The sequence below is a fragment of the Rhizobacter sp. P2_H3 genome, from assembly GCF_056403355.1.
This window is the reverse complement of record NZ_JBFUFQ010000142.1, coordinates 1-15,168: the sequence shown is the minus strand read 5'-3', so window position 1 is coordinate 15,168 and position 15,168 is coordinate 1. Positions and strand designations below refer to the sequence as shown.

General features: G+C 69.4%; 12 protein-coding genes and 2 pseudogenes. 12 read left to right on the top strand and 2 right to left on the bottom strand.

Annotated features, from left to right (window positions below):
- Window positions 1-1,213, bottom strand: a pseudogene (locus tag AC1D1T_RS21910) (indolepyruvate ferredoxin oxidoreductase family protein); the annotation flags it as partial.
- 165 nt (window positions 1,214-1,378) lie between these two features.
- Here AC1D1T_RS21910 and AC1D1T_RS21905 point away from each other — a divergent pair.
- From AC1D1T_RS21905 to AC1D1T_RS21850, 12 genes are all read left to right on the top strand, one after another.
- Entirely contained in the window at window positions 1,379-1,945 is a 567-nt protein-coding gene (locus AC1D1T_RS21905; RefSeq protein WP_082004652.1) for an Lrp/AsnC family transcriptional regulator, read from the top strand.
- On the top strand, window positions 1,942-2,871 hold the full coding sequence (locus AC1D1T_RS21900; protein WP_047510615.1) for a LysR family transcriptional regulator: 930 nt from the start codon (window positions 1,942-1,944) through the stop codon (window positions 2,869-2,871). The genes AC1D1T_RS21905 and AC1D1T_RS21900 overlap by 4 nt, the downstream gene beginning before the upstream one ends.
- A 218-nt stretch (window positions 2,872-3,089) precedes the next feature.
- The gene (locus AC1D1T_RS21895) at window positions 3,090-5,189 is read left to right on the top strand and encodes a bifunctional rhamnulose-1-phosphate aldolase/short-chain dehydrogenase (RefSeq protein ID WP_477825845.1); all 2,100 of its coding nucleotides are present in this window, start codon (window positions 3,090-3,092) and stop codon (window positions 5,187-5,189) included.
- A gap of 14 nt (window positions 5,190-5,203) precedes the next feature.
- Window positions 5,204-6,496 carry an L-rhamnose catabolism isomerase gene (rhaI, locus tag AC1D1T_RS21890; protein ID WP_477825844.1) on the top strand — a complete coding sequence of 431 codons (1,293 nt, stop codon included), beginning with the start codon at window positions 5,204-5,206 and terminating at the stop codon, window positions 6,494-6,496.
- Window positions 6,497-6,611: 115 nt separating this feature from the next.
- Complete coding sequence (gene rhaS / locus AC1D1T_RS21885) at window positions 6,612-7,541, top strand: rhamnose ABC transporter substrate-binding protein (protein ID WP_156155090.1); 930 nt, start codon at window positions 6,612-6,614, stop codon at window positions 7,539-7,541.
- Between the two features lie 8 nt (window positions 7,542-7,549).
- Window positions 7,550-9,085 carry a sugar ABC transporter ATP-binding protein gene (locus AC1D1T_RS21880; RefSeq protein WP_477825843.1) on the top strand — a complete coding sequence of 512 codons (1,536 nt, stop codon included), beginning with the start codon at window positions 7,550-7,552 and terminating at the stop codon, window positions 9,083-9,085.
- A complete protein-coding gene (locus AC1D1T_RS21875) occupies window positions 9,082-10,074 on the top strand; it encodes an ABC transporter permease (RefSeq protein WP_477825842.1) in 993 nt (330 codons plus the stop codon). Before AC1D1T_RS21880 ends, AC1D1T_RS21875 begins: the two co-directional genes overlap by 4 nt.
- Window positions 10,071-11,036 (top strand): ABC transporter permease, encoded by a 966-nt coding sequence (locus AC1D1T_RS21870; RefSeq protein WP_477992481.1) that lies wholly within the window; start codon window positions 10,071-10,073, stop codon window positions 11,034-11,036. The genes AC1D1T_RS21875 and AC1D1T_RS21870 overlap by 4 nt, the downstream gene beginning before the upstream one ends.
- A complete protein-coding gene (locus AC1D1T_RS21865; RefSeq protein ID WP_477840696.1) occupies window positions 11,036-11,350 on the top strand; it encodes an L-rhamnose mutarotase in 315 nt (104 codons plus the stop codon). Before AC1D1T_RS21870 ends, AC1D1T_RS21865 begins: the two co-directional genes overlap by 1 nt.
- 3 nt (window positions 11,351-11,353) lie before the next feature.
- Window positions 11,354-12,640 (top strand): FGGY-family carbohydrate kinase, encoded by a 1,287-nt coding sequence (locus AC1D1T_RS21860; RefSeq protein ID WP_477827113.1) that lies wholly within the window; start codon window positions 11,354-11,356, stop codon window positions 12,638-12,640.
- 51 nt (window positions 12,641-12,691) lie between these two features.
- Window positions 12,692-13,798: a GGDEF domain-containing protein gene (locus AC1D1T_RS21855; protein ID WP_052212965.1), complete on the top strand. Its 1,107-nt coding sequence runs from the start codon at window positions 12,692-12,694 to the stop codon at window positions 13,796-13,798.
- An 8-nt stretch (window positions 13,799-13,806) separates the two neighbouring features.
- Entirely contained in the window at window positions 13,807-14,706 is a 900-nt protein-coding gene (locus AC1D1T_RS21850) for an EamA family transporter (RefSeq protein ID WP_477827115.1), read from the top strand.
- A 134-nt stretch (window positions 14,707-14,840) separates the two neighbouring features.
- On the opposite strand, the pseudogene AC1D1T_RS21845 reads toward AC1D1T_RS21850, so the two are convergent.
- A pseudogene (locus AC1D1T_RS21845) lies at window positions 14,841-15,168 on the bottom strand (3-oxoadipyl-CoA thiolase); the annotation flags it as partial.

Below are 15,168 nucleotides of genomic sequence, written 5' to 3'. Positions count from 1 at the left end.
GCGCGCGCAGCAGCCAGTTGCTGCCCGGGTTCGGCTGCGACCACTCGCCGCCGCTCTGGTCGCCGGCCACCTCGTCGAACTTGCCGAGCACGTTCGGCCGCACGTCGGGGCGCCAGTTGTAGAGCTCTTCCTTCAGCTGGTACTCGATGACCTGGCGCTTCTCCTCGACGACCAGGATCTCCTGCAGGCCCTTCGCGAACTCGCGCGTGATGGTGGCCTCGAGCGGCCACACGACGTTGACCTTGTGCAGCCGGATCCCGAGGCGCCGGCAGGCGTCGTCGTCCAGGCCCAGGTCGTGCAGCGCCTGGCGGGTGTCGTTGTAGGCCTTGCCGCTCGCGATCAGGCCGAACCTATCGTTCGGTCCTTCGATGACGTTGTGGTTCAGCTTGTTGGCGCGGATGTAGGCGAGCGCGGCGTACCACTTGTGGTCCATCAGCCGCGCCTCCTGCTCGAGCGGCGCATCGGGCCAGCGGATGTGCAGGCCGCCGGCCGGCATCACGAAGTCTTCCGGCAGCACGATGTTCACGCGATCCGGGTCGACGCTGATGCTGGCCGACGATTCGACGATCTCCTGGATCGTCTTCATGCCCGACCAGACGCCGGCGAAGCGGCTCATCGCGAACGCATGCAGCCCCATGTCGAGGATGTCCTGCACGCTCGACGGAAAGAACACCGGCAGCCCGCAGGCCTTGAAGATGTGGTCGCTCTGGTGCGCCGCGGTGCTGCTCTTGGCGATGTGGTCGTCGCCGGCCAGCGCGATCACGCCGCCGTGCTTCGCGGTGCCGGCCATGTTGGCGTGCTTGAACACGTCGGAGCAGCGGTCCACGCCCGGGCCCTTGCCGTACCAGATGCCGAACACGCCGTCGAACTTCTTTGTCTGCGGGTACAGGTCGAGCTGCTGCGTGCCCCACACCGCGGTCGCGCCGAGCTCTTCGTTGACGCCGGGCTGGAACACGATGTTCTGCGCCTGCAGGTGCTTCTTGGCCTGCCACAGCGCCTGGTCGTAGCCGCCGAGCGGCGAGCCGCGGTAGCCGCTGATGAAGCCGCCGGTGTTCAGGCCGGCCATTGCATCGCGCGTGCGCTGCAGCATCGGCAGCCGCACCAGCGCCTGCACGCCGCTCATGAAGGCGCGGCCGGTCGCGAGGCTGTACTTGTCGTCGAGGGAGACGCTCTCGAGCGCCTTGCGGATGGATTCGGGTAGCGGGGCGTTCATCGGCCAGGGCTCCTTGGGGGAGGATCGGTGAGGCGCGTCGACCGCTCGTGGCGGCGTCGGCAGCGGTCAGTGTAGGGATTCGCTTCGCGCAAGTCCTTTCTATGTTTGCCCTCTCAGAGGGGCTGCGCGCAATAATCTTGCTGACATCTTCATGTGATGACGAGAATGACGCTCAAAAAGCCCGTATCAGGGAAAACCAGCAGGCCGCCCGCCTCGACATCTGCGGCGCCCAGCCCCGAGGCGCATGGCGCGACGCTCGACCGCTACGACGTGCTGATCCTGCGCGAGCTGCAGCAGGACGCGCGGCTGTCCAACGCCGAGCTCGCGACGCGCATCGGCCTGTCGGCCGCGCCGACCTGGCGGCGCGTCAAGTGGCTGGAGGAGCAGGGCTACATCACCGGCTACCGCGCCGAACTCGACCGGCGCAAGGTCGGCCTGGGCGTGCTGGCTTTCGTGCGCGTGGATGCGAACCGCAACACCGGCACCGAGACGCGCGCGCTCGAAGACGCGATCCGCCAGCTGCCCGAGGTGATCGCGTGTCACTACATCTCGGGCGCCGGCACCTTCGAGCTGCAGGTGATGGCGACCGACCTCGATGCGTTCTCGCGCTTCTCGATCGAGACGCTGCTGAACCTGCCGAACGTGAAGGACATCCACACCAGCTTCTCGCTCGGCGAGGTGAAGGCGGGCGGGGCGCTGCCGCTGACGCACCTGAAGGCGGGCGGCGCATGAAGAACCTGACGCTGCGCCAGCTGCGCGCCTTCGAGGCCGCCGCGACCACGCTGAGCCACTCGCGCGCCGCCGAGCAGCTGCATCTCACGCAGCCGGCGGTGTCGATGCAGATCCGGCTGCTCGAAGACGAACTCGGGCTGCCGCTGTTCCGCAAGCAGGGCCGCGGGCTGCAGCTCACCGAGGCCGGCGACGAACTGCTGCGCCATGCGCGCGGCATCCTCGGCGCGATCCGCCAGGCCGAGGAGGCGCTGACCTCGATGAGTTCGGGCGAGGGCAGCACGCGCGGCCAGCTGCACCTGGGCGTGGTGCCGACGGCGAACTACTTCGCGCCGCTGCTGATGATGGCGTTCCGCGAGCGCTTTCCCGAGGTCAAGCTGAAGCTGTCGGTGGACCGGCGCGAGACCATCCTCGCGCTGCTGAACGAGCACCAGATTGACGTCGCGATCGCCGGCTACCCGCCGTCGGAGGCCGATGTCGAGGCCGAGGCCTTCGCGCGCCACCCGCACTGCATCGTCGCCGCGCCGGCGCACCCGCTGGCCGGCAAGCGGCGCATCGCGTGGAGCGAGCTGAAGGGCGAGCCGTTCATCTTCCGCGAGCCGGGCTCGGCGACGCGGCAGTTCCTCGAGCACCTGCTGCAGTCGCAATCGCTGCAGGTCAACGTGACGATGGAGCTGTCGGGCAACGAGACCATCAAGCAGGCGGTGATGGCGGGCATGGGCATCAGCTTCATGTCGGCCCATGCGTTCCAGATCGAGCTGGCGGCCGGGCGCATGGCGGTGCTCGACCTCGTGGGGATGCCCAAGCTGCTGGATTGGTGCCTGCTGCACCGGCGCGATGGAGCGCTGGCGGGCGTGAATGCGGCGTTCCGCGAGTTCGTGCTGGAGCAGGGGGCGCGGCTGGCGCATTGCGAGCTTAAGGGCGGGTGATTGCCCGTGGTCGGCGCGGTGTTGCGAATGGCGCGCGCTGCATCGCGCCCCCACGTTTTCCCCGACTTCGTGGCCCGGATGCCAATCCGGGTCCCGGGTTGTCACCCGGGCTACGGGGAGGCATCAGCTTCTCTTCGCCATTCAATAAGAAACCATTGCTTGTCCTTATGCATGCCACCCCCTAGATTCCGTCTCGAACCGAGAGCTTCGAGACCGACATGACCGAACCGACCCTGCCCTTCCCGACCTGGGATGCCGCCCACGCCGAGCGCCTGGACGAGCCCGGCCGCCTGCTGTACCGATCGAACCTGCTGGGCTCCGACCTGCGCATCACGAACTACGGCGGCGGCAACACCTCCGCCAAGCTGCTGCAGCGCGATCCGCTCTCGCAGCAGGACGTGCAGGTGCTGTGGGTCAAGGGCTCCGGCGGCGACCTCGGCTCGATGAAGCTCGACGGCTTCTCGACGCTCTACCTCGACAAACTGCAGGCGCTGCAGACGCTGTACCGCGGCCCCGCGCATGAAGACGAGATGGTCGGCTACCTGCCGCACTGCACCTTCAACCTGAACGCGCGCGCCGCCAGCATCGACACCCCGCTGCACGCCTACCTGCCGTTCCGGCACGTCGACCACATGCATCCCGACGCGGTGATCGCGATCGCCGCGATGGAGAACAGCCGCGCGCTGACGCAGACGATCTTCGGCGGCACGGTCGGCTGGCTGCCGTGGCGGCGGCCCGGCTTCGAGCTCGGCATGCAGCTGCAGCGCTACGTGGCCGAGCACCCCGGCCTGCGGGGACTGGTGCTGGCCGGCCACGGCTTGTTCACCTGGGGCGATGATGCGCGCAGCTGCTACGAGAACACCGTCGGCGTGATCCAGGAAGCGCAGGCCTGGCTGCAGGCCGAGCGGCGCGAGCGCAAGCTCGTCAGCTTCGGCGGCGCGGCGCGCGAGCCGCTGGCGGGCGACGCACAGCAGGCGCTGCTGGCCCGGCTGCTGCCGGTGCTGCGCGGCGCCGTCTCGCGCAGCGGCCACAAGCTCGCGCACGTCGACCGCTCGGCCACGGTGCAGGAATTCGTCAACAGCCGCGACCTCGAGCGCCTGGCCGCGCTCGGCACCTCGTGCCCCGACCATTTCCTGCGCACCAAGATCCGCCCGCTGATCCTGCCGGCCTCGCTGTACGCGCTCGACGGCCCGGCGCTTGCCGCCGCGATCGAGGAGCGGCTGGCCGCCTACCGCGCCGACTACACGGCCTACTACGAGCGCTGCAAGCGCGCCGACAGCCCGGCGCTGCGCGACCCGAACCCGGTGATCGTGCTGCTGCCCGGCGTCGGCATGGTCTCGCTCGCGAAGGACAAGGCCACCGCGCGGATCGCCGGCGAGTTCTACGTCAACGCGATCAACGTGATGCGCGAGGCCGATGCGCTGGACCGCTATGTCGGCCTGCCCGAGCAGGAGGCCTTCGACATCGAGTACTGGCTGCTCGAGGAGGCCAAGCTGCAGCGCATGCCGAAGCCGAAGCCGCTGGTCGGCAAGGTCGCGCTGGTGACCGGCGGTGCCGGCGGCATCGGCCGCGCGATCGTCGAGCGGCTGCTGGCCGACGGCGCCTGCGCGGTGCTGCTCGACATCGACACGCCGGCGCTGGAGCAGGTCGGCGCGGAGCTGTCGAAACGCTTCGGCCGCGACGTGGTGCGCACGCTGCATTGCGACGTGACCGAAGAGGCCGCCGTGCTGCGCGCCTATGCCGGCGCGACGATCGAGTACGGCGGCCTGGACATCCTGGTGTCGAACGCCGGCATCGCGTCGGCCGCACCGATCGAGGACACCTCGCTCGCGCTGTGGATGCGCAACCAGGCCATCCTGTCGACCGGCTACTTCCTGGTCGGCCGCGAGGCCTTCCGCGTGATGAAGGCGCAGGGCAGCGGCGGCAGCATCGTCTTCATCGCCAGCAAGAACGGCATGGTCCCGAGCAACCAGGCAGCCGCCTATTGCGCGGCCAAGGCGAGCGAGATCCAGCTCGCACGCTGCTTCGCGCTCGAAGGGGCGCCGCTGGGCATCCGCGCCAACGTCGTGAACCCCGATGCGGTGATCCGCGGCAGCAAGATCTGGACGGGCACCTGGAGCCAGGAGCGGGCCGCCGCCAACAAGATCACCGAAGATGAACTCGAAGCCTTCTACCGCGACCGCTCGATGCTCAAGCGCAGCGTGCTGCCCGAGGACATCGCCGAGGCCACCTGCTTCTTCGCGTCGGAGTTGTCGGCCAAGTCGACCGGCAACATCCTCAATGTGGATGCGGGCAACCTCGCTGCCTTCCCACGCTGAACCAGGAGAACGCCATGCCGACACCGTTGATCGCCGCCAGTCTGGTCGAATCGCAGAACGCGCCGCTCGCCGCGCGCGTGCGTGACGACTACGACGCACTGGGCACCCAGCTCGCGCGCCGCGACATCGACATCGACGCGGTGCGCCGCCAGGTGGCCGCCTTCGCGGTCGCGCTGCCGTCGTGGGGCGTCGGCACCGGCGGCACGCGCTTCGCGCGCTTCCCCGGCGCCGGCGAGCCGCGCGACGTGTTCGACAAGATCGAGGACTGCAGCGTGATCCAGCAGCTCGCGCGCTGCACGCCGACCGTCTCGCCGCACTTCCCGTGGGACAAGTGCAGCGACTACAGCGAGCTGCGCGAGCATGCCGCGATGCGCGGCCTCGCGTTCGACGCGGTGAACTCGAACACCTTCTCCGACCAGAAGGGCCAGCCGCTCAGCTACAAGTTCGGCAGCCTCACGCACACCGACGCGGCGGTGCGGGCGCAGGCGGTCGCGCACAACCTCGAGGTGATCGAGATCGGCCGCGAACTCGGCAGCCGCGCGATCACGGTGTGGATCGGCGACGGCGCCAACTTTCCCGGCCAGCAGCATTTCCGGCGCAGCTTCGAGCGCTACCTCGACAGCACGCGGCGCATCTATGCGGCGCTGCCGGCCGACTGGCACATGTTCCTCGAGCACAAGATGTTCGAGCCGGCGTTCTACGCGACGGTGATCCAGGACTGGGGCTCCAGCCTGCTGGCTGCGCAGGCGCTGGGCGACAAGGCGCGCTGCCTGGTCGACCTGGGCCACCACGCGCCGAACGTCAACATCGAGATGATCGTCGCGCGGCTGGTGCATGCCCGCAAGCTGGCCGGCTTCCATTTCAACGACAGCAAGTACGGCGACGACGACCTCGACAGCGGCAGCATCAACCCGTTCCAGCTGTTCCTGGTGTTCAACGAGCTGGTGGATGCCGCGCAGTCCGGCGCGCCCGATTTCGCGCCGGCCTACATGCTGGACCAGTCGCACAACGTCACCGACCCGATCGAGAGCCTGATGACCAGCGCCGCCAGCGTGCAGCGCTGCTGCGCGCAGGCGCTGCTGGTCGACCGCAAGGCGCTGTCGGCGTACCAGGATGCCAACGACGTGCTGATGGCCTCGCAAGCGCTGAAGCAGGCCTTCCAGACCGACGTGACGACTATCCTGCAGCGCGTGCGGCTGGAGGCCGGCGGCGCGATCGAGCCGGTGGCGGCCTACCGCGCGAGCGGCTACCGCGCCCGGGTCGCCGAGGCGCGGCCCGCATCGGGCCCGAGCAGCGGCATCGTCTGAATCTTCCTTTCACGTTCCCCGTCAGTCCATAAAACCATCAGGAGACAAACCCGTGAAGAAACCTCTGCAAGTTCTGCTGGCCGCGCTGGTGTGCGCGGCTTTCGCCCCTGGCGCGATGGCGGCCGACAAGATCGCGCTGGTCGTCAAGAGCCTGGGCAACGGCTTCTTCGATGCCGCCAACCAGGGCGCGCAGGAAGCGGCCAAGGAGTTGAAGGACGTCGAGATCATCTACACCGGCCCGGCCAAGGCGACCGCCGAGGGACAGATCGAGATCATCAACTCGCTGATCGCGCAGAACGTGAAGGCGATCGTGATCTCGGCCAATGACCCCGACGCGCTGGTGCCGGCGCTGAAGAAGGCGATGGCGCGCGGTATCAAGGTGGTGTCGTTCGACTCCGGCGTGCGCAAGGACGGCCGGCTGATGCACCTGAACCCGTCGTCGAACGCGCTGATCGGCGAGAAGCTGGTGAAGATGACGCAGGACGCGATCGGCGCCACCGGCGAGATCGCGGTGCTGTCGGCGACCGCGCAGGCGACCAACCAGAACATCTGGATCGACGAGATGAAGAAGGTGCTCGCGAAGCCGCCGTACACCGGGCTGAAGCTGGTCAGCGTCGTCTACGGCGACGACCAGACCGACAAGAGCTACCGCGAGGCGCAGGGCCTGTTCAAGAGCTACCCGAACCTGAAGGCGATCGTCGCGCCGACCACCGTCGGCGTCGCGGCCGCGGCGAAGGCCGTGCAGGACGAGAAGAAGGTCGGCACGCTGTTCGTCACCGGCCTCGGGCTGCCGTCGGAGATGGCCGGCCACGTGAAGAGCGGCGCGGTGAAGTCGTTCGCGATCTGGAACCCGATCGACCTCGGTTACTCGGCGGTGTATGCGGCGCACCAGTTCGTGCACGGCAAGGCCAAGGGCGCGGCGGGCGAGAAGGTGTCGCTGGGCCGCGTCGGCACGGTGGCACTCGACGCGAACAACGAAGCGGCGATGGCCGAACCGTTCACCTACGACGCCGGCAACGTCGAGAAATTCGCCAAGTTCTTCTGAAGCCGCTGATGACCTCCCCGCTGCTGCAGCTGCGCGGCATCCACAAGCGCTACGGGGCGACGCACGCGCTGCGCGGCGTCGATCTCGAGCTGCAGCGCGGCGAGGTGCTGGCGCTGGTCGGCGAGAACGGTGCCGGCAAGTCGACGCTCGTGAAGATCCTGACCGGCGTGGTGCAGCCGGACGAGGGCACGATCGAGCTCGACGGGCGGGCGCTGCGTTTTGCGCATGCGCAGGCGTCGCAGGCCGCCGGCATCGTCGCCGTGCACCAGGAAACGGTGATGTTCGACGAGCTGTCGGTGGCCGAGAACGTCTTCATCGGCCGGCACCTGCAGCGCGGGCCGTTGATCGACTGGCCCGCGATGCATGCGCAGGCGGCGCAGGTGCTCGCGAAGATCGGCGCGCGCTTCGCGCCCGGCACGCTGGTGAAGGACCTGAGCCTGGCCGAGCGGCACCTGGTGGAGATCGCGCGCGCCTTGTCGCAGCAGGCCTCGGTCGTCATCCTCGACGAGCCGACGGCCGCGCTGTCGCAGCAGGAGATCCGCGATTTCTACGGCCTGGTGCGCACGCTGCGCGAGCAGGGTGTCGGCGTGATCTTCATCACCCACAAGTTCGACGAGATCTTTGCGGTGGCCGACCGCTGGCTGGTGCTGCGCGACGGCGCGTCGGTCGGGTGCGGTGCGATCGCGCAGGCCGAGGAGCGCGAGCTGGTGAAGCTGATGGCCGGCCGCGCGATCGAGCAGATCTACCCGGCCCCGGCCGCGCCGCCGGGCGAGGTGGTGCTGCGGGTGCGCGGGCTCTCGCACCCGAGCGAGTTCGACGGGTTGTCGTTCGAGCTGCGGCGCGGCGAGATCCTCGGCTTCTACGGGCTGGTGGGTTCGGGCCGCAGCGAGGCGATGCTCGCGCTGATGGGGCTGAACCCCGACGCGCGCGGCGAGTTCGAGATCGACGGCAAACGGTTCAAGCCGGGCCGCGCCGGCGACGCGATCGCGGCCGGCATCGCCTACGTGCCGGAGGAGCGGCAGCGCCAGGGCGGCATCCTGAGCTTCTCGGTGCAGCACAACATCAGCCTCGCGGGGCTCTCGCGCTTCGCGCGCGGGCCGTGGCTGTCGGCGTTGCGCGAATCGGCGCTGTGCCAGCGGATGATCGAGCGGCTGCAGATCAAGACCGGTTCGCCGCACACGCCGATGGCGGGGCTGTCGGGCGGCAACCAGCAGAAGGTGGTGATCGCGAAGTGGCTGGGGCTCGACCCGCGCATCGTGATCCTCGACGAGCCGACCAAGGGCATCGATGTCGGCGCGAAGCAGGCGGTGTACCAGCTGATCGGCGAGATGGTGGCGCAGGGGCTGGCGGTGATCCTGGTGTCGTCGGAGCTGCCGGAGGTGATGAACCTGGCGCACCGGGTGATCGTGATGCGGCGCGGGCGGCAGGTGGCGGAGTTCGCGCGCGAGGGTGCGGAAGCAGAGGCCGTCGTCGCGGCCGCATCGGGCCTGGTTGCACCGCCGCGGCCGCAGGCGCCCCTCGAGCTGCGGGAGCTGGCGGCATGATGAGCCTGAAAGGCCTGGGTGGGCGCCACCGCGAGCTGGCGCTGCTGGCGATCATCGTCGCGATCGCGCTGGCGGTCGGTGTGCGCGCGCCGGTGTTCCTGACCTGGCACAACGCGCTCGACATCGCGAACGATTCGGCGATCCTGGCGATCCTCGTGATGGGGCAGATGCTGGTGCTGCTGACGCGCGGTGTCGACCTGTCGGCCGCATCGAACCTGGCACTGACCGGCATGCTGTGCGCGCTGGCGGGGCGCGCGATGCCGGAGCTGGGCGTCATGCCGCTGGTGCTGCTGGCGATCGCGACCGGCACCGTGCTCGGCCTCGTCAACGGCTGGCTGATCACGTTCTTCGAGTTGCCGCCGATCGTCGTGACGCTGGGCACCTTGTCGGCGTACCGGGGTGCGATCTTCGTCGCGAGCCAGGGGGCGTGGATCTCGGACCACCAGATCCATCCGGTGATCAAGGGCCTGCCGCGCGAGCAGTGGGCGGGCCTGCCGGCGCTGGTGTGGATCGCTGCGGCGGTGGTCGTCGCGATGGCGGTGTTCCTGCGCTGGCGGCGCGAGGGGCGCGAGTTGTATGCGCTGGGTGGCAACCCGACCGCGGCGGCGTATGTCGGCATCCCGCTGCGGCGGCGCCTGCTGCTGGTGTATGCGGTGTCGGGCGCGCTGGCCGGGCTGGCGGGGCTGCTGTGGGTCGGCCGCTATGCGATCGCGTTCACCGAGCTGGCGTCCGGGTATGAGCTGACCGTGATCGCCGCCTGCGTGATCGGTGGCGTCAGCATCGGCGGCGGGGTGGGCAGCGTGGCCGGTGCGCTGCTCGGCGTGCTGTTCATCGGTGTCGTGAATGGGGCGCTGCCGGTGATCCAGGTGTCGCCGTTCTGGCAGCAGGCGATCGCCGGCCTCGTGATCCTGGTGTCGGTCGCGGTGAATGCCGGTGCGCAGCGGCGCAGCGGTCGGCAGATTCTCGAGAGACGAGAGGTACCTGCATGACGCGCGCATTCGGAACCTGGGAGCGCATGCTGCTCGCGCTGCTGGTGTTGCTGCTGGCCGGCTTCGGCTTCGGCATCGACGGCTTCATGTCGCCGTACGCACTGGCCGACAGCAGCTTCAACTTCAGCGAGAAGGGCTTGCTCGCACTGGCGATGGCGTTGCTGATCGTGGCCGGCGAGATCGATCTGTCGATCGCCGCGACGCTGTCGCTGTGTTCGCTGGCGATGGGCTTCGCGATGAAGGCCGGTGCCGGCCTGCCGCTGATGCTGCTGGCCGCCTTCGGCACCGGTGCCGCGGCGGGCGCATTGAACGGCTGGCTCGTCACCGCGTACCGCTTGCCGTCCATCGTCGTGACGATCGGCAGCCTGTCGCTGTACCGGGGGATTGCGCTGGTGGTGCTGGGCGACCAGGCGATCACCGGCTACCCCGAGGCGCTGTCGGTGCTGGGCAATGGCTACCTGGGCGACCTGATCGGGGTGCCGTGGCTGATCGTGCCAATCGAGTTCGCGATCCTGCTGGTGATGGCCGTGGCCGTCGGCGTGCTGCTGCATCGCACGGTCACCGGAAGGCGCCTGGTCGCGATCGGCGCCAACCCGATCGCCTCGCGTTTTTCCGGCATCGAGGTCGACCGCCACCGTTTCGCGCTGTTCGTCTTTGCGGGCCTGATGGCCGCACTGGCCGCGGTGCTGCTGACCGGCCGCATCGGCAGCACGCGCCCGAACATCGCACTCGGCTGGGAACTGGATGCCGTGACGATGGTGATCCTCGGCGGTGTCGCGATCGAAGGTGGGCGCGGCAGCATCGTCGGCGTGTTGCTGTCCGTGCTGCTGCTGGGCCTGTTCACGTTCGCACTCGGCATGGCCAACATCTCGGGCATCGTGATGGCGATGATCGTCGGTGTGCTGCTGATCGTCTCGATGGTGCTGCCGCGGCTGCTGCGCGGCCCGCGGGTGCTGCTGTGATGGAGCAGGTCGCGTTCCGGATGCGCCTGAAGCCGGGCTGCGCGGCCGAGTACAAGCGCCGCCACGATGCGTTGTGGCCCGAGCTCGCGAACCTGCTGCACGAAGCCGGCGTGCGCGACTACAGCATCTTTCTCGACGAAGAGAGCCTGGCGCTGTTCGCGGTGCTGCGCCGTACTTCCGACCATCGGATGGCCGAGTTGCCGTCGCATCCGGTGATGCAGCGCTGGTGGGCGGAAATGGCGGGGCTGATGGAGGTCGAGCCGTCACTGGCGCCTCAGGTGGTGGCTTTGCAGCCGATGTTCCATCTCGAATGACAGATGAAGCAACCAGCTACCGTCGTGCTCGACATCGGCAAGACCCACGTCAAGCTGTGCGCCCTTGACGCGAGCGATCGTGTCCTCGCCGTCCGCACGAAAGACAACGCCAGCGTCACCAGCCCCGCCGGCTATGCGGCTCTCGACACCGATGGCATCGAAGCGTGGCTGTGGGACAGCCTCGCGTCGCTGGCGGTGGAGTTCCACGTCGATCGCATCGTCACGAGCACGCACGGCGCCGCTTTCGCCGCGATCGATGCGAACGGCCTCGTGCTTCCGATCGTCGACTACGAGTTCGACGGCTATGCCGATCAACGGGAGGCTTACGCGGAAGCCGTGGGCGACCTGCGCGAGACGCTGTCGCCGCATCTGCCAATGGGGCTCAATGCGGCGCGCCCGTGGTACTGGCTGTCGCGCGAATGCCCGAGTGAGTTCGCGCGTGCGACCACGCTGCTGCCGTATCCGCAGTACTGGGCCTGGCGATTGAGCGGGGTTGCGGCGAGCGAGGCGAGTTCACTGGGCTGCCACACGCATCTGTGGGCGCCGATCGCTCGCGGCTGGTCGCGGCTCGCGCGGGCCGAAGGCTGGGATCGACGCTTCGCGCCGCTGCGGTCTGCGTGGGAGGTGCTCGGGCCGGTGCGCCCCGAACTGGCGAAGCGCCTCGGCCTGCCGGCTGACGGCTTCATTCATGCCGGCGTGCACGACAGCAATGCCTGCCTCGCGCGCCACCTGAAGCGCTCGCCGGCGATGACGCTCGTGACATCGGGCACCTGGACCGTCGTGATGGCCTGCGGCGGGTCGGTCGATCGGCTGGACCTGTCGGCCGACATGCTTGCCAACGTCTCGGTCGCGCAGGACCTGGTGCCCACCGCACGCTTCATGGGCGGGCGCGACCATGCGGCCCTGTGCGCCGGCGCCGATCCCGATGCGGCCGACCTCGCGTGCCTGCCGGCGCTGGCCGAGGCCGGCATCCAGGCCGTGGCCTCGGCCGACGGCGGCGGCCCGCGCATCGTCTGCCGTGGCGACGACGTCACCGCGCAGGCCGTGCAGCGCCTCACGCCGGCGCAGCGCGCGACGCTGGCCGCGCAGTACTGCGCCACGATGACCGCCGAGCGCGTGCTGGCGCTGTCCGGCCCGTCGCCGGTCGTCGTCGAAGGCCCGCTCGCCCGCAATGCCGCCTACCTCGCCCTGCTCGCGCAATCGCTGCCCGGCCACCGCTGCCAGGTCGGCGATGCCGCGATCGACGGCACGGTGCTCGGTGCACTGGCGTTAACCCGCTGGAACGATTGAACCCGTGACATGGCGCGGCCGGGGGCTGCGGGGCTGATAACCTCTCGCCCCGTGCGGACCGTCCTCGCCCCTCTCGCCGACCGTGTGTTCGGCACCGAACCCAAGCAGCGCTTGCGGCTCGTGCAATGCGGCGTCGCGATGCTGCTGGTGCTCGGCAGCGTGCTCAACATGCAGTACCTCGTGGCCGCCGGCCTCGCGCCTGCCTGGCCCGTCGCGCTGTGGAGCGTGCTGCTCGCCGGCGGCTTCGCGGTCTTCTTCGGCGTGATCCGCAGCGGCCTCAACCTGAAGCTGCCCGACCCGGCGCTGACGCAGGCGCAGATGGTGTTCGCGATCGTCTGCGGCGCGGCCGGCTACGCACTGGCCGGCGCGGGCCGCGGCGGCGCCTTTCCGATCCTGATGGTGATCTTCATGTTCAGCATGTATGCGCTGCCGCCGGCCCAGGTGATGCGCATCGCGCTGTTCGCGGTGGCGCTGTTCGGCGCGACGATGGCGGCGATGGCCTGGCACGACCCGGCCACCTACGAGCCGGCGGTCGAATGGGGGCACTTCATCATGATCGCGATCATGGTGCCGGCCATCGCGGTGCTGGCCGGGCAGCTCAGCCGCCTGCGCGAGCGCATGCGGCGGCAGAAGAAGGAGCTGTCGGTGGCGCTCGCGCGCATCCAGGACCTCGCCACCCGCGACGAGATGACCGGCCTGATCAACCGCCGCCACATGCAGGAGTTGATGGAGCAGGAACGCCAGCGCGGCGTGCGTTCCGGCTACACCTTCTGCCTCGCGATGATCGACCTCGACGGCTTCCGCAAGATCAACGACCAGCAAGGCCATGAGTTCGGCGACCGGCTGCTGAAGCGCTTCGCGCGAGAAGCACTGAACGTGATCCGCATCTCCGACCTGCTCGGGCGCTGGCAGGGCGAGCAGTTCCTGCTGCTGCTGTCGGACACCCGCGCCTCGCTCGCACGCCTCGGGCTCGAGCGGCTGCGCGAACGCATCTTCGCGATGCAGATCGACGCGCAAGGGCCGCCGATGCACGTCAGCTTCTCGGCCGGCGTCACCGAGCACCGGGCCGGTGAATCGGTGGCCGAGACGATCGCGCGCGCCGACCAGGCACTGCGTGCGGCCAAGGGCGCCGGGCGCAACCGGGTCGTGCTCGCATGAGCGCTCCGTTGCCGGCACGGCACTTCGTCCTCGCGCTGCTGGTCGTCGCGGTCTGGGGCACCAACTTCGTCGTCATCAAGCTCGGCCTCGCGCACCTGCCGCCGCTGCTGTTCGCCGCGCTGCGCTTCACGTTCGCGCTGCTGCCTGCGGTGTTCTTCCTGCCACGCCCGGCGGTGCCGTGGCGCAAGCTCGCGGCCTACGGGCTGCTGATCGGCGTCGGCCAGTTCGGCGTGCTGTACCTCGCGATGCGCGGGCACATCACGCCGGGGCTCGCGTCGCTGGTCGTGCAGACGCAGGTGTTCTTCACGATCGGCCTGGCGATGCGCGGCAGCGGCGAGGTGGTGCGCCCGTTCCAGTGGGTGGCGCTTCTGCTGGCGGCGGCCGGCATCGTCGTTATCGCTTCACACACCAGCGGTTCACACACCGGCGGCGACACCACGGTGGCCGGCGTGCTGATGGTGCTGTTCGCCGCGCTGTCGTGGGCCGGCGGCAACATCGTCAGCCGCGCGGCCGGCCGCGTGAACATGCTGGCCTACGTCGTCTGGACCAGCGCGTTCGCGGTGCCGCCGCTGTTCGTCCTGTCGTGGTGCTTCGAAGGCAGCGCGGCGATCGAGGCCGGCCTGCGCCAGGCCGATGCGGTGACCTGGGCCTCGGTGCTGTGGCAATCGGTCGGCAACACGCTGTTCGGCTACGCGGCCTGGGGCTGGCTGCTGGCGCGCCACCCGGCGGCCACCATCACGCCGATGGCGTTGCTGGTGCCGGTGTTCGGCATGGCCGCGTCGGCGTGGTGGCTGGGCGAATCGCTGCCGGCGTGGAAACTGGTCGCCGCCGGGCTGGTGATGGCAGGGCTGGCGCTGAACCTGCTGTGGCCGCGCTGGCGGCGTGCAAATAAACACCGTTCGCCCTGAGCAGGGACCGAGCTTGTCGAGGGCCCGTCCGTCGAAGGGTTGTGCCCGAAGCGCGCCAGGCTTCGACAGGCTCAGCCCGAACGGACGTGGGCTCAGTCCGGCCCTTCGACAAGCTCAGGGCGAACGGATGTGGGTCAGACCCGCTCGATCACCACCGCAATGCCCTGGCCCACGCCGATGCACATCGTGCACAGCGCGTAGCGGCCGCCGCTGCGGTGCAGCTGGTTCACCGCGGTCGTCACCAGCCGCGCGCCGCTCGCGCCGAGCGGGTGGCCGAGCGCGATCGCGCCGCCGTTCGGGTTGACGCGCGCGTCGTCGTCCTTCAGGCCGAGGTCGCGCAGCACCGCCAGGCCTTGCGCGGCGAACGCCTCGTTCAATTCGATCACGTCGATCTGGTCGAGCTTCAGGCCGGTCAACGCCAGCACGCGCCGCGTGGCCGGTGCCGGGCCCATGCCCATGATG